14 protein-coding genes are annotated in these 13285 nt (G+C 75.1%); 9 read left to right on the top strand and 5 right to left on the bottom strand.

What is annotated here, in order from left to right; translation table 11 throughout:
- Positions 1-61: 61 nt before the first annotated feature.
- From DRV84_RS01925 to DRV84_RS01895, 7 genes are all read left to right on the top strand, one after another.
- A complete protein-coding gene (locus DRV84_RS01925; protein ID WP_115978071.1) occupies positions 62-469 on the top strand; it encodes a response regulator in 408 nt (135 codons plus the stop codon).
- A gap of 51 nt (positions 470-520) precedes the next feature.
- Positions 521-4342: an Hpt domain-containing protein gene (locus DRV84_RS01920; RefSeq protein WP_115978070.1), complete on the top strand. Its 3822-nt coding sequence runs from the start codon at positions 521-523 to the stop codon at positions 4340-4342.
- A gap of 232 nt (positions 4343-4574) precedes the next feature.
- Positions 4575-5663, top strand: coding sequence for a protein-glutamate methylesterase/protein-glutamine glutaminase (locus tag DRV84_RS01915; protein WP_115978069.1), 1089 nt, complete (start codon positions 4575-4577; stop codon positions 5661-5663).
- Positions 5664-5696: 33 nt separating this feature from the next.
- Positions 5697-6122, top strand: coding sequence for a flagellar export chaperone FliS (locus DRV84_RS01910; RefSeq protein ID WP_239994960.1), 426 nt, complete (start codon positions 5697-5699; stop codon positions 6120-6122).
- Positions 6080-6568, top strand: a complete 489-nt coding sequence (locus tag DRV84_RS01905) for a hypothetical protein (protein WP_158547721.1) — start codon at positions 6080-6082, stop codon at positions 6566-6568. Before DRV84_RS01910 ends, DRV84_RS01905 begins: the two co-directional genes overlap by 43 nt.
- 102 nt (positions 6569-6670) lie before the next feature.
- Positions 6671-7114, top strand: a complete 444-nt coding sequence (locus DRV84_RS01900) for a hypothetical protein (protein ID WP_115978066.1) — start codon at positions 6671-6673, stop codon at positions 7112-7114.
- Positions 7111-7737: an SEL1-like repeat protein gene (locus DRV84_RS01895; RefSeq protein ID WP_147298818.1), complete on the top strand. Its 627-nt coding sequence runs from the start codon at positions 7111-7113 to the stop codon at positions 7735-7737. The genes DRV84_RS01900 and DRV84_RS01895 overlap by 4 nt, the downstream gene beginning before the upstream one ends.
- Positions 7738-7899: 162 nt before the next feature.
- Here the strand turns inward: DRV84_RS01895 and DRV84_RS01890 are convergent, their stop codons facing one another.
- Genes DRV84_RS01890 through DRV84_RS01870 form a run of 5 tightly spaced genes read right to left on the bottom strand, consistent with a single transcriptional unit; the run spans position 7900 to position 10820 of the window.
- Positions 7900-8238 (bottom strand): hypothetical protein, encoded by a 339-nt coding sequence (locus DRV84_RS01890; RefSeq protein WP_115978064.1) that lies wholly within the window; start codon positions 8236-8238, stop codon positions 7900-7902.
- Positions 8235-8555 (bottom strand): flagellar biosynthesis anti-sigma factor FlgM, encoded by a 321-nt coding sequence (flgM, locus tag DRV84_RS01885; RefSeq protein ID WP_115978063.1) that lies wholly within the window; start codon positions 8553-8555, stop codon positions 8235-8237. The genes DRV84_RS01890 and flgM overlap by 4 nt, the downstream gene beginning before the upstream one ends.
- Positions 8556-8611: 56 nt before the next feature.
- A complete protein-coding gene (gene flgA, locus DRV84_RS01880) occupies positions 8612-9343 on the bottom strand; it encodes a flagellar basal body P-ring formation chaperone FlgA (RefSeq protein WP_115978062.1) in 732 nt (243 codons plus the stop codon).
- Positions 9340-10425, bottom strand: coding sequence for a flagellar assembly protein T N-terminal domain-containing protein (locus DRV84_RS01875; RefSeq protein WP_115978061.1), 1086 nt, complete (start codon positions 10423-10425; stop codon positions 9340-9342). Before DRV84_RS01875 ends, flgA begins: the two co-directional genes overlap by 4 nt.
- Positions 10398-10820 (bottom strand): hypothetical protein, encoded by a 423-nt coding sequence (locus DRV84_RS01870; protein WP_115978060.1) that lies wholly within the window; start codon positions 10818-10820, stop codon positions 10398-10400. The genes DRV84_RS01875 and DRV84_RS01870 overlap by 28 nt, the downstream gene beginning before the upstream one ends.
- A 162-nt stretch (positions 10821-10982) precedes the next feature.
- Between DRV84_RS01870 and flhA the strand changes: the two genes are divergently transcribed.
- Together flhA and DRV84_RS01860 are read left to right on the top strand one after the other, a co-directional pair.
- Positions 10983-13103: a flagellar biosynthesis protein FlhA gene (gene flhA, locus DRV84_RS01865; RefSeq protein ID WP_115978059.1), complete on the top strand. Its 2121-nt coding sequence runs from the start codon at positions 10983-10985 to the stop codon at positions 13101-13103.
- On the top strand, positions 13100-13285 hold a 186-nt coding region (locus DRV84_RS01860; RefSeq protein ID WP_205026714.1), incomplete at its 3' end, for a hypothetical protein. The genes flhA and DRV84_RS01860, both read left to right, overlap by 4 nt.

Below are 13285 nucleotides of genomic sequence, written 5' to 3'. Positions count from 1 at the left end.
GCGGTCGCCCGTCGCCCCCGGGCGCCGGGCGGCCGCCCACCCTCCAGCGGAGACACGCAAGATGCCTTACAAGGTCATGATCGTGGACGACGCCGCGATGATGCGGCTCTACATCGCGAGCTTCCTGCGCTCGCAGAAGGACTTCAAGGTCGCGGCGCAGGCGTCGAACGGCGAAGAGGCGCTCGAGAAGATGCTCGAGCATCCCGACCTCGACCTCATCCTGCTCGACATCGAGATGCCGGTGATGGACGGGCTGGAGTTCCTGCGCCACGCGCGGCCCAACACCACCGCCAAGATCTGCCTCCTGTCGTCGGTGGCGGTGAACGGCTCCAAGCACGCGGCCAAGGCGCGCGAGCTCGGCGCCGATGCGGTGGTGGCGAAGCCCTCGGGCACCGTGTCGCACGACCTCGAGGAGAAGGCCGGCGCCGAGCTCGCCGGCACGATGCGCAGCCTGATGGGCGCCGCCTGAGCGCCCGTCTCCCCTCCCGCCTCCCTGTCCGCCGCAAGAGAGGACGCTGTCATGTCCGACGAGATGAACGAGATCTGGGCGCTTTTCGCCGACGACGGCGGGCAGGCGCTCGATCAGGTCGAGGAAGCGCTGCTGGAGCTGAAGGATGCGCCCGAGGCGGCCGATCCCGACACCATCGCGGCGCTGTTCCGGGCGATGCACACCTTTAAGGGCAATGCCCGCGTGCTGGGCCTCGCCACGATCGAGAACCGCGCGCATGTCGCGGAGGATCTGATCGGCCTCGTGCGCGACGAGGGGGTGCCGCTCGACGCGGAGATCCTCGATCTCCTGTTCGAGATCTCGGACACCCTGCGTGGCATGCTCGAGACGGCCTGCGACGCCCGCACGGACGTCGAGGCCGCTCCGTCCGAGACGCTCGTCGGGCAGCTGCGCGCCAAGATCGCCGCCTGCTCGGGCGAGGCGGCGGAGCCGCCCGCCGACCCCGCGCCGGCGCCCGAGGGCGACGGCGGCGCGTCCAAGCGTGAGGGCGACGGCGACGCGACCGGCCCCGAGGTCGACGGCGGTCCGAAAGGGTCCGAAGGCCACGACGGCGCGCCCGGCCCCGAGGCCGATGACGGCGCGACCGGGCCGGAGGCGGACGCCGCGGCGCCTCCGGAGACCGCCCCGGAGACCTCCGCCGAAACGCCGACGGCGGGGGACGGCGCCGCCCCCGCGGACGATACCGCTCCGGCGGAGGGTGGCGCGGGGGCCGAGGTCGGTGCGGCGGACGCCGGGGGCGCCCGGCTGTTCGATCAGCCGACCTATCGGCGCGTCTTCGAGAAGCTCGCGCGCGGCGCGGTGGCGGCGATGGCCGATCTGTCCGGCACGCTCGACACCGATCCCGACGCCGCGCTCCCGGAGATGGAAAAGCAGACGACGAAACTGCGCACCGCCGCGCAGCAGGTCGGGCTGACCGCCTGGCACGACCTCGCCGCGGCCTATCTCGACGCCCCGGGCGTGGCCGCGGCGAAGCGGACCATCGCGGCCTTCGAGACGCGCCGCGCCGTCGATCTCGACGGCGCCCCCGAGCCGGCGGAGGCCCCCGAAAGCACGGACTCGCCCGAAACCACCGACGCGCCGGAAACAGCCGATGCGCCCGAGGCCGACGCCCCGGCGGCGGCGCCCGGCGCCGCGCCCGAGGGGAGCGCGCAGACGGTCCCGCGGGCCACGGCCACCGACCCGCGCCCGGCTCGGGCCGACACGCCCGGCGGGCTGATCGACAACCCGACCTACCGCCGCATCTTCGTTAAGATCGCGGACGAGAACCTCTCCGCGCTGCGCGAGATCGCCGCCGCGGCCGAGGGCGAGGGCGCGCTTCCCGCGCAGGCCGCGGAGCGTGCGCAGAAGCTGCGCAACGCGGCGGGGCAGATGGGGCTCGAGACATGGCTCGCCGCGCTCGACGGTTTCGCGGCGCTGGACGCGCCCGGGGCCATGGACCTCGAGCGGCTTCTGGCGGCGCTCGACGCCGCCTACCGGCGGGATATCGAGGGCGCAGCGGAGGCGCCCCCCGAGCCACCGGCGCAGGCGGCCCCGGCGCCCGCGGAGAATCGCGCCGCAACATCCGCCGCGCCGGCCGTCGCCGGGGATGCCCCGGTGCCGCCCGAGACGGGCGAGAGCGCCGGCGGCGCGACGCAGGGCGCGACCGACGCGCGGGCGGCCGCGGCGCGGCACCTCATGCAGGATCTCGAGCCCTTGCTCGCGGAGCTCTCCGAGCTGGGCGGCGCCGGCGGCGACGTGGTCTTCACCGGCCGGGACGCGCTGGCCGACCTGTCGCGCCGCATCGCAAGCGCGGCGGAGGCGCAGGGCTTCGAGCGGGTCGCCGAGGCGGGGCGCGCCTTCGCGACGGTGCAGGACCCGCGCGCCTTCCGCGACGTGGAGTTCGATTTCTACGAGGAGCTGATCTCGCTTGAGGTCGCCTATGGTCACGCGCTCGGCGACCTGGCGACCCGGCCCTCGGTCCTGCTCCGGGCCTGGTGCGCGGAGAACGCCTACGTCACGCTCCTTCAGCTCGGCGAGCATGTCGACGAACTGCGCGCGCAGCGCGACGTGGACGACAACCGGGCCGCGGTGATGCGCCTGCTGAAGCGGATGTCGCAGGCCTGCGCCCACTACGAGATCGAGACGGCGGCCGATCTTGCCCTGTCGCTCTACGACCTGATCGCTCGCAGCGCGGTGTCCGGCAAGGCGCCCGACCCGGTGCTCCTGCACATCGCGCAAAGCTACACCGACCTGCTCGAACTGGTCTTCGACGCGATCGAGGCGGGCGAGACGCCGGACACCGACGCGCTGGAGCGGCTCTTCGTGGAAGCCTCGCGCGCGACCTTCGTCATCACCAACGCGCCGAGCGCGGCCGAGGTCGAGGCGCGGCTCGGCCTGCCGGAGGCCTTCCACCGGGTGATGTCGCCGGAAAGCGTGAAGGCCGCGAGCCGGGGCATGGACCTCGGGCAGCATTTCTACATCCTGCGCACCGACCTCAACGACGACGAGGCGGCGGCGCAGCGCTTTCTCGACTGGCTCGAGCGGGGCGAGGCCCGGCCGATCACCTCGGTGACCGTGTTCGTCGGGGAGGCCGTCCTTTTCGACTTCCTCGTCGCGACGCGCCTCGAGGAGGAGGCCGTGCGCGCGGCGCTGGCCGAGATCGACCCGAGCGGCAAGGCCGTGCGCGTCGAGACGGAGCTGCCCTACGACCGGGACGGCGCCGCCGGCCGCGGCGCCCGCGCCGCCGAACCCGCCGCCCGGCCCGGAAGCGCGCTGCGCGAGGAACTGAGCGAGGTGGTGGCCGAGCAGTCGCTTCTTGCGCACACGATTTCCGACCTCCTGCAGACCGATCTCGCCGCGCAGGTGACCGAGGCGCTGCCGCCGGAGGCGGTCCCGGGCGCCGACTGGCCGACCCTGCGGGGTGCGCTCGAAAAGACGGGCGAGGCGCTGACGACACGCCTCGGCGAGCTGCAGCAGACCACGCAGCAGCTCCAGAGCCGGCTGGTCCAGCTTCAGGAGGACATGATCGCGCTGTCGCAGGCCGAGGCGTCCGAACTCCTCGACCCGATGGGGGCGCATATCCGCGAGGCGGCGCGCGCCGCCGGCCGGCGCCTGGCGGTGACGCTGACCGGCGAGAAGACCCGCCTCGACGATCGGGTGATCGGCGCGCTCGATCCGGCGCTCCGCGCCCTCATCGACGCTCGCCTCCGCCAGAGCCCGGAGGGGCCGCAAAGGTTGCACGTTTGCGCCTTCCGCGCCGGGGAGCTCTTCGGGCTCCGCCTCGAGGACGATCTGCCCGCGCCCCATGACGACGCGGCCCTCGACGGGTTGCGCAGCGCCGTCGATGCGCTGGGCGGCACAGTCTGCGCGAGCGCTCCGCCCACCGGCGAGCAGCGGCTCGAGATCACGGTACCGGCGGCGATGTCGGTCCTGCAGGGCATGGTCGTGCGCGACGCGGAGGTGAGCTACGTCGTCCCGACCGAGGCGATCGCGCGGATCGTGCACTGTGCGCCCGAACAGGTGCAGCGCATTTCCGCCGAGGAGGGGCGCTATGTGCTCAACCTCGACGGCGAGGGGCCGCTCGACATCGGTGCGCTGCAACAGGATGCCGCGTCTGGGCTGCAGGCCACGCTCGCGCGGGCGCGCGAACGGCTCGAGTCGCTCCTTTTCCTGATCGTGCGCCACGCCGAGCGCAGCGTCGCCCTGCGCGTGGAGGAGATCGTCGGCCAGCAGGTCGTGCTCGTGCGCCCGATGCGCGGCGCCCTGGCGGGGGTACGCGGCGTGACGGGCTGCGCGCTTCTCGGCAACGGCGACGTCGGGCTGGCGCTGGCGGTGCCGTCGCTCGTCGACCGTTGAGGCGGCGCGGCGAGGCCCGGCAGACGCCCGGTCGGGCCTCGATCCAAGGACGCCCGGCAAGCGCCCGCTCCGGGCGCCGCGCGGCGTCCGCCCGGGCCGCCGATCGGGGCGCGATTGCGCCGCAACCCTGGGAGAGCCCCATGACCCCATTCCGATGCGCCCCCCTCGGTGCGCCAGACCCGATGCACGGCCGCGCGCGGCTACAGCGGCTGCCCCTGGCGGGGACGCCGCGATGACGCCGGGCCCGGCGCAGGATACAGCGCAGGCGCCCTGTCGCGTGCTGATCGTGGACGATTCGGCGCTCGTGCGGCGGCTTCTGGCCCGGGGCCTCGCGGAGGATCCGCGCATCGTGGTCGTCGGCGAGGCCGCGGACGCCTACAGCGCGCGCGATCTCATGGTCGCCGAGGAGCCCGACGTGCTGACGCTCGACGTCGAGATGCCGCGGATGAACGGGCTCGCGTTCCTGCGCGCGGTGATGGCGCACATGCCGACGCCGACCATCGTGATCTCGTCGCACACGCGGCAATCGCGGCGGCTGACCATGGATGCCCTCGCCGCCGGCGCCGTCGACGTGATCGCCAAGCCGGAGGCCGCCCTTGGGGGCGGTTTCGCCGCGCAGATGAGCGACATTCGCGCGCGGGTCCTCGCGGCGAAGGGCGCGCGGCCCGCCCGCGCCCCTTCAGCGGCGGATCGCCCTGCGCCGGCCGGCGCCGCGCGGCCGCAGCCGGGCGACGGCGGGCAGGGCCTGATCTGCATCGGCTGTTCGACCGGCGGCGTCGAAGCGCTGTCGCGGATCATGCCGCAGTTTCCGGGCGATGCGCCGCCGATCCTGATCGTGCAGCACATGCCGGAAGGCTTCACCGCGCCCTTCGCGGACCGCCTGGACGCCACCTGCGCCGTGCGCGTGGCGGAAGCGCGCGACGGCGACCGCCCCGAGCGCGGCGTCGCCCTGATCGCGCCCGGGGGCGCGCGCCACATGCGGCTCCAGCGCGTGCGTGGTGGCCTCGCCGTCCGCCTCGAGGACGGGCCGCCGGTCAACTACTCGCGACCGGCCGTCGACGTGCTCTTCCTGTCGGTGGCCGAGGTGCACGGCCGCCACGTGAGCGCGGCGATCCTGACCGGCATGGGGCGCGACGGGGCGGCCGGGCTCGCCGCGATCCGGGGCGCCGGCGGGCGCACCTGCGTGCAGGACGAGGCGAGCGCGGTGGTCTTCGGCATGCCCGGCGCGGCGATCGCACGCGGCGCCGCCGAGCGGGTCCTGCCGCTCGACGCCGTGCCCGGCTTCCTGCTCGCCGCGCGGCAGGAGCGCGGCGCGGGCTAAGAATCCCGACCGGGCCGGCGTTTCCTTAGACAGATGCAGCAAAGCTTCGGGACACCGCTCATGAACGTGGCCTTCGCGAGACGACTCTACCGCCGGACCGAGAACGCGACCGCGCCTCCTGTCGAGGACCCGCATCAGATCGTTCTGACCACGCTGTCCGAACTCGAGACCGCGCTGCGCAGCCTCGAGGATGCGCAGGCCCATGGCGCGCGCTACCCCGAAGCCAGCGTGAGCCGGTCGCTCACCGCCATCTACATCCTGCAGTCCAGCCTTGATTTCGAGCAGGGCGAAGATATCGCCGCCAATCTCTTCCGGCTCTACGAGTTCTGTCGTCAGCAGGTGCTGCGCGCGTTCCGCGGGGATCACGACGCGGAGCTCGGACAGGCGCGCACCACCATCGGCGAGATCGCGAGCGCGTGGCGCGAGATCGGGCCGCAGGTGCGCGCGGGGGGCGAATGACCGCTGGAGCGCCCCTTGACGCGCGCGGGGACGCCGCGCGCCTGCTGCCGCTCGCGCAGGCGATCGGGACCGCCGCGCGCGAGGTGGATGCGCCCCGCACCGCGCATCTCGCGGCGGAACTGTGCGAACAGGCGCGCGCGCTCGAGCGGGCGGGCGCGCGGGATGGCGACGCGCTGAATGCCGTCCGCGCCGCGCTGACGACCCTGCGCGCGGTGGCGAGCGATATCGAGGACGACCGGCGGCATCTGACCGAACGGCGGGCCCGCGACCGGCGTGTCCGCCGCGCCTATGCCGAGGGCGGTTCGGCGCCTGACACCCGGTCGCCCGGATCGGGCGCGCCACCGCGCGCGCGCGCCGGCTGGTCGGCCGGCGACGGCGACCCCGAGGGCGCGGCGGCGTCGAGCGGCGCCGCCCGCGTCCACGCCGCGGCGCGACGACGCGAATGACGAGGGACGTCCGACGCGCCGCGCAGGGCGCTCGGGTCTGACGGCAACATGGCGCGCCGGGCGGCGCGCGTGGCGACGGGGTGGGCGCCGCGGAGGCTGGGGATGAGGTTTCGGGACACATCGGGCTGGCGCAAGGTACAGGGCCTCTGGCGCGACTTGACGGCGCGGCGCGGCGCGCCCCGCCGCCCGCGCGCCGCCGCGGCGCCCGCGCCCTCGCGCGGCGACGCTGAGGGGGGCGGCGACCGGCTCCAGCTCGCGCAGACCGCGATCCGCATGGCCGATCGCGACGCGGTGGAACGCCATCTGCCGGACATCCTCGGCCGGGCGCTCGCCCGCAGTTGGATCGACGCCGACTTCCGCGCGCGCTTCACGTCCGACCCGGTCGGCACGCTCGCCGCCTACGGCATCGGGCTCCCGCCCGAGATCGGCATCGAGACCGGCATCACCGAGACGCAGCGCCCCCGGCTCATCGTCTATGAACGTGCGCGCCTCGGACGCCGGCGTCGGTTGCTCGCGGTGCAACTCGTGCTGACGGCGGGCCGATGAGCATGCGTCGAACTCTCCTCGTCTCCGCGGCCGCCGGCCTCGTCGGCGGGGCGATGCTGCCCGCGCGTGCGGGGCCCGAGGACTTCGCGGCCGCGCTCACCGTGTATCAGGCCGGCGACCCGGTCGCCGCGGTGACCCGTTTCCGGGAGCTGGCGGAGGGCGGCGACGTGCGGGCCCAGCTGAACCTGGCGCTCATGTTGCGCCGCGGGCATGGTCGCCCGCGCAACGACGAGGCGGCCTTCTACTGGGCCTGGCGCGCGCGTCTGGGCGGGCACCAGGACGCGCCGCGCCTGACGGAGGTCATCGCCGCCGACCTGCCCGCGGTGAGCGTACAGCAGGTCGCGCGCCGGCTCGACGAGGATCTCGCGGCGCTCGCCGACGCGGGGCGGGCGTCGGCGATGCTGGATCGTGCGCGCGTGGCGCTGCGTCTCGCCGCGGACCCCGACCTGGAGCAGGCGCTGGCCTGGGCGAGCGTGGCCGCCGCGCTGGGCGTGCCGGGCGCGGCGGAGCTGCGCGACGCGCTCGGGCGCGAGCTCGGCGGCGCGCGGCGCGTCGCGGCGCAGAAGCGCGCGGAGCGTCTGTTCGAGGACTGGTGCGCGGCAGCCTCCGATCGCTGCGGCTGATCGCGGCGGCGAGCGGCGAAGACCTGCCGAGGCGCGGTGTTCGCGCCGCAGCACGCCGGGCGTCGGCGGCGCGCGGTGAAGGCCGTCCAGCGGCGTCCTGTGCGGGCCGCCACCGGCCGCGCCGCGGCGGCCCGGCCAGCGGCGCGGCAGTGGTGGCCAGTGTCAGTGACGTTTGGACGAGGTCCGGCCCGCGGTCGAGGCCCGCCGGCGCGCGCGGCTCCGCTTTTCCTCGTGGAAGCCGGTCTCGACGAGGTCGGCGGCGCGCTGCACCACGTAATCGGTGACGAGGAGGTCCAGATCGGCCCGCATTTGCGCGATGTCCTGCTCGATCCGCTCGGTGCGCCCCGTCTGCGCCGGGTCGGCGGGCGCGCCGGAGGGCGCATCCGCCCCGGCCGTGTCGGCGCGGCGCCGGGACCGCCGCTGCCGGATGCCCAGCACGGCCAGCGCGCCGAGGAGCGCGCCCGACGCCAGAAGCAGGAGGGGGGCGTAGCCCCCCGTCATCTCATCATCTCCTCGAAGCTCTCGTGGAGCTTCTGCGCGATCCGCTCCCGATCGATGGGATAATCTCCCTCCGCGATCGCGGTCTTGATCCGCTCGATCGCCTCGCGGTCGAGGGGCGCTCCGCCCTGCAGCGCGGGCGGCAGATGCCGCGCCTCGTCGCTCAGGCGGACCGTGTCCACGGCCGGGGCGGGCCGGGGGCCTGCGCCGGCGCCCTTGTCCGGCGTCGGGCCCGCCGGCGCGCCGTCGGACGCGGCGGCGTCGGTCGCCTGTCGGGGGCCGAGCGGGCGGCCGGACGCGGGACCGGGGGTATCGACCATGTTCTGCCTCCTTCATCCTTAACGGAAACGGTCGCGCGCCCGCGACCTTTAGCCGATCAGCGCAGTTTCGGCACGACCTCGACCGCGTTGCGGCCGGTCACCCGGCCGCGCACCGTGCGCCCGGAGGCGGCGTTGCGCACCTCGACGAGGTCGCCGCGTCGGCCGGGGCCCAGCGCGGTGCCCGGGACGGCGACCTGCACGCCGCCGGCGTCGAAGGCGATCACGACCGGCGCGTCCGCCTCCACGAGCCAGTCGGGCGCGAGGTGCCGCGCGAGGAGCGTGCGCCCCGCCCCCACCGCCACGGCGAGTCGCCGGCCGGCGACGCGCGCGGGATCGCGCACCGCCGTCGGATCGACGCCCGGCGGCGCCGGCTCCGTCTCGAGGTGGGCCGCGGTGAGCACCGTGCCGCGGCGCAGGCTTTCGGCGAGGACCACCACCGGCGCGCCCGCGGGCGGCGCGGGCGCCGCGCCGGAGCTGGCGCGGGGCGCGGCGTCGGCGCGGCTGCGCAGGCTCCGGCGCCAGGGCCGCGGCCGGTCGCAGGCGATCTCGACCGTGCGCCAGTCGCCGTCGCGCGGGCTCACCCGGGGCCTGTGGTCACAGCCCGGGAAGCGCCGCGCCGCGGCCACGGCGGGCCGGCCGGTGAGACCGGCCTCGGCCAGCGCCGCCGAGACGAGCGCCGACATCTCCCGCCCGTCGATCCCGTCGGCGTAGGTGTCGGCCTGCGCGGCGGCCGCGGCGAGCAGGGCGGCGCCCGCCACGGCCCGGCGCAGCCTCTGTCGGTGCGTCATCCGGCCTCCATGAAGGTCACGATGCGCCCGGTCAGCGCCGCGGCCGGCCGGCTGCGGTCGAGCGGGCGCAGGGTCGCGCTGTCGCGGTCGAGGCGCAGGATCTCGAAGACGGTGGTGCGTGCCCCGCTTTCCACGAAGCCAAGGCTCTCGCCCGAGAGCCCGTGCCGTCGCCCCAGCGGGACGGAAAAATCGCCGCCGGACCGCGCGAGCCGCGCCACCGGCGGGCGGCAGGTCATGCGGGCGAGCATGCGCCCGACGCCCGCCTCGACCCCCTCCGAGAGCGCGGCGGCGCGCCGGCGCCGGTCCGGTCCCAGCGCGCGGGCGAGCGCGCCCGGCGGGGCCGCCGCGGTCCGGCGCGCGAGGGTCAGGGTGATCGCCTCTCCGGTCTCGGCGCGGAGCGTCACCCGCGCGCTCAGCCGCACCGCGCGGCCGCCCGGCCGGGTCACGTCGAGGCGGACCAGAAGCGCATGCGCGCCGGCGCGGCGCGGGGCCGCGCCCTCGGTCAGCGATCGGTAGTCGAAACCCGCGCGCTCCGGTGCGGGCAGGGCCCCTTGGCGCCGGTCGGTGACGCGCGTGAGATCCGCGTCCGGGGTCGCCGCGACGTGATCGAGGATGTCCTGAAAAAGCGTCTCGACCAGGGGCGCGGTCCAGGCCGGGGCGGCCGGATCGACCGCGATCTCGGGGGCGAAGGCGATCACGTCGAGCCGCCGTCGCGGCGCGCAGTCGCGCGGCGGCACCGGGCCGACGCGGGCGCGGACCCGCACACGCCAGACGTCCCCCTCGCGCGCGGCGGCGATCACCTCGTGCGCGTGGATGCGCATCGTGCTGCGCAACGTGGTGAAATCGGCGGTGATCCGGCCGCGGTCGAGCGCGGTGAAGCTGCGCACCTCCGCGCCCCCGGCGCGCCCGGCCGCGATCAGCGCATCGGCGATCGCCGCGCGCCGGGCGCGCGCGCTGTCGCCGTCGACGACGCCGACGCCCTCGGCCTCGACCCAGCGGCCCCCGTCGGCCGAGAGCCCCGCGGGCCAGAGGAGAAGCGCCAGAAGAAGCGCCGTCAGCGATCGGATCGGGCGTGCGTGCATGGTCGCTCTCCTGTCGCGGTGCGGCGCGGCGGCGCCGGCATCTCGAGGATCACCCGGAAGCTGTCCGGCCCCGCCGCGTCGATCTCCCGCGTGCGGACGCCGCGCAGCAGGCCGGCGGTGCGCGCCGTCGTCGCCCCCGCGTCAGCCGCGCAGAGCGCGACGCCGTGGCGCTCCGCGGCGAGATCGCGCAGCGCGGCGAGCCGAGCCGTGCGCACCGCCATCTGCCGGCGCGCGTTCAGCGTCGCGCCCGGCTGGATCGAGACGGCGGCGAAGCCGACGCCGGTCGACACCTTCGCGGCCCCGGGCGCCGCGTCGCGCAGCGCGCCCCCCGCGCCGCAGCCGGCGAGGGCCGCGACGAGCGCGAGGGGCTTGAGACCGGCCGGGCGGATGAACATGGCGCGCCTTTCGCTCGAACGTCGCCCGTCGAAAGCAAGCCGCGTGCCAGTCGCGCCGCCGCCCGGCATGAGCGCCGCCGCCGGACTGGCACGCGGCTTGCAACGTCTGGCGCCGATCCGGTGCCCGCGCGGGCGCCGAGGGGCAACGGGAGACGGGCGAGCATGAGCGTGGCGAAGACCCTCGACGGCGCGGATATCCGCCTCGGCGGCCTGGCGCTGCCGCTCGGCATTCTGGTCATCGTGGCGATGATGGTGCTGCCGCTGCCGGTGGTGCTGCTCGACGTGTTCTTCGTCTTCAACATCCTGCTGTCGCTGCTGGTGCTCATGGTGGCGATGCACAGCTACCGACCGCTCGACTTCTCGAGCTTCCCGACGCTGCTGCTGATCGCCACCGTTCTGCGCCTCGCGCTCAACGTCGCCTCGACGCGCATCGTGCTGAGCGAGGGGCACACCGGCACCGACGCCGCCGGCCGCGTCATCCAGGCCTTCGGCGAATTCGTCATCGCGGGCAACTTCGCCGTCGGCATCTTCGTCTTCTCCATCCTCGTCATCATCAACCTCGTGGTGATCACCAAGGGCGCGGGCCGCGTCTCGGAGGTCTCGGCGCGCTTCACGCTCGACGCCATGCCGGGCAAGCAGATGGCCATCGATGCGGACCTCAACGCCGGCGTCCTCAGCCAGGAGGAGGCGCGGATCCGCCGACAGGAGATCGCCGACGAATCCGACTTTCACGGCGCGATGGACGGCGCGTCCAAGTTCGTGAAGGGCGACGCCGTCGCCGGCATCCTGATCCTCGTGGTCAACATCCTCGGCGGGATCGTCATCGGCGTCGGACAGCACGGCATGGCCGCGGGGCAGGCGGCGGAGACCTACGTGCTGCTCTCGATCGGCGACGGGCTCGTGGCGCAGATCCCCTCGCTCCTGCTCTCCATCGCCACGGCGATCATCGTCACCCGCGTCTCGGCGAGCGCCGACATGGCCGGCCACATCGCCGAGCAGATCAGCCTCTCGCGCGCCTGGGTGCCGGTCGCGGGGGTCATGGCGATCCTCGGTCTGGTGCCCGCGATGCCCAACGCGATCTTCCTGACGGCGGCGGGGGCGGCCGCGGCGGCGGCCTGGGCCGCGACCCGGCGCGACGCCGCGGCCGCGCCGGCGGAGGGCGCGCCAGACGAGCCCGCGGCCCCGACGCCCGAGGCGCAGCCGGGCGTGATCACCGCCGAGGAGGTGACCGACTACAGCCAGGTGTCAGTGCAGCTCGGCTATCAGCTGATCTCGCTAATCGACGAGACGTCGGGCGGGCCGCTCGTCGCGCGGATCACCTCGATCCGGCGCGAGGTCTCGCAGGCGATGGGTTTTGTCGTGCCCGGCGTGCGCGTGCGCGACGACCTCGATCTCGCCGCGAACGCCTACCGCATCCGCATCGGGCAGACGATCGTGGCCGAGGACGTGGCCTATCCCGACCGCAAGCTCGCGATCCCGGGCGGCCTGTCGGAGCGGACGCTGAAGGGCGTCGCCGTCAAGGATCCCTCCTTCGGCATCGACGCGGTCTGGATCGAGCCGCATCAGGTGCCGGAGGCCGAGGCCGACGATCACATGGTGGTCGACCCGGATTCCGTCATCGCCACGCATCTCAGCCAGGTGCTGACGAAGCACGCCGCCGATCTTCTGGGCACCGACGACGTGCAGGTCCTGCTCGACCGGCTGCGGCAGACGAGCCCGACCCTCGTCGACGCCGTGGTGCCGCGCATCCTGCCGCTGCATCGCCTGACGGCCGTGCTGCGCGCGCTGCTGGCCGACCGCATTCCCGTGGGCGACCTCCGCCGCATCCTCGAGGGGCTCGCCGAATTCGCGAACGAGGAGATGGCGCCGCGCGCTATGGCCGACCGGCTGCGCCCCGCCCTCGTGCCGCTCCTGATCCAGCAGCTCGTGCCGATGCAGGAGACCATGGCCCTCGTCACCCTCGAGCCGGAGCTCGAACAGCTCCTCGCGCGCAGCCGGGCGCAGAGCGCGGACGGCAGCCTCGTCGTCGAGCCCGCGCTCGCCGAGCGGCTCCTGACCGCGCTCGGCAGCTTGACCGACGAGCTCGCGGGGCAGGGGCGGCAGGCCTTCGTGGTCGTGGCCCCCGAGCTGCGCGGCGCGCTCGCCGCGTTCCTGCGCGCCCACGCGCGCGACACGATCGTTCTCGGCGTCAACGAACTGCCCGACACCCGACGCATCGAGGTGGTGGGCACGCTCGGCGACGGCCGTCCGTCCATCGCCGCAGAGGAGGGGACCCCGACATGAACAGCGTGACGATCCGCGGCCGCAGCATGAGCGCCGCGATGCAACGCGTGGCCGAGGAACTGGGCGAGGACGCCCTCATCCTCGCGTCGCGCCGGGATGCGGACGGCGCCGCCATCGTCGCGGCGCCGCCGGAGCGCGCCGCGCCCGGCGCGCGCGCCCGCGCGGCGCGGGACGACCCGGGG

The organism is Rhodosalinus sediminis (assembly GCF_003385555.1).
Taxonomy (GTDB): Bacteria; Pseudomonadota; Alphaproteobacteria; order Rhodobacterales; family Rhodobacteraceae; genus Rhodosalinus; species Rhodosalinus sediminis.
This window is presented reverse-complemented; position numbering and strand designations above follow the sequence as displayed.

Bases quoted from the DNA above. Each gene is read 5' to 3' on its own strand.
- DRV84_RS01925 (WP_115978071.1), top strand. From the start codon at position 62: ATGCCTTACAAGGTCATGATCGTGGACGACGCCGCGATGATGCGGCTC.
- DRV84_RS01895 (WP_147298818.1), top strand. From the start codon at position 7,111: ATGAGCATGCGTCGAACTCTCCTCGTCTCCGCGGCCGCCGGCCTCGTC.
- DRV84_RS01870 (WP_115978060.1), bottom strand. From the start codon at position 10,820: ATGTTCATCCGCCCGGCCGGTCTCAAGCCCCTCGCGCTCGTCGCGGCC.
- DRV84_RS01915 (WP_115978069.1), top strand. From the start codon at position 4,575: ATGACGCCGGGCCCGGCGCAGGATACAGCGCAGGCGCCCTGTCGCGTG.
- flhA (WP_115978059.1), top strand. From the start codon at position 10,983: ATGAGCGTGGCGAAGACCCTCGACGGCGCGGATATCCGCCTCGGCGGC.
- DRV84_RS01920 (WP_115978070.1), top strand. From the start codon at position 521: ATGTCCGACGAGATGAACGAGATCTGGGCGCTTTTCGCCGACGACGGC.
- DRV84_RS01890 (WP_115978064.1), bottom strand. From the start codon at position 8,238: ATGACGGGGGGCTACGCCCCCCTCCTGCTTCTGGCGTCGGGCGCGCTC.
- DRV84_RS01900 (WP_115978066.1), top strand. From the start codon at position 6,671: ATGAGGTTTCGGGACACATCGGGCTGGCGCAAGGTACAGGGCCTCTGG.
- flgA (WP_115978062.1), bottom strand. From the start codon at position 9,343: ATGACGCACCGACAGAGGCTGCGCCGGGCCGTGGCGGGCGCCGCCCTG.
- DRV84_RS01910 (WP_239994960.1), top strand. From the start codon at position 5,697: ATGCAGCAAAGCTTCGGGACACCGCTCATGAACGTGGCCTTCGCGAGA.
- flgM (WP_115978063.1), bottom strand. From the start codon at position 8,555: ATGGTCGATACCCCCGGTCCCGCGTCCGGCCGCCCGCTCGGCCCCCGA.
- DRV84_RS01875 (WP_115978061.1), bottom strand. From the start codon at position 10,425: ATGCACGCACGCCCGATCCGATCGCTGACGGCGCTTCTTCTGGCGCTT.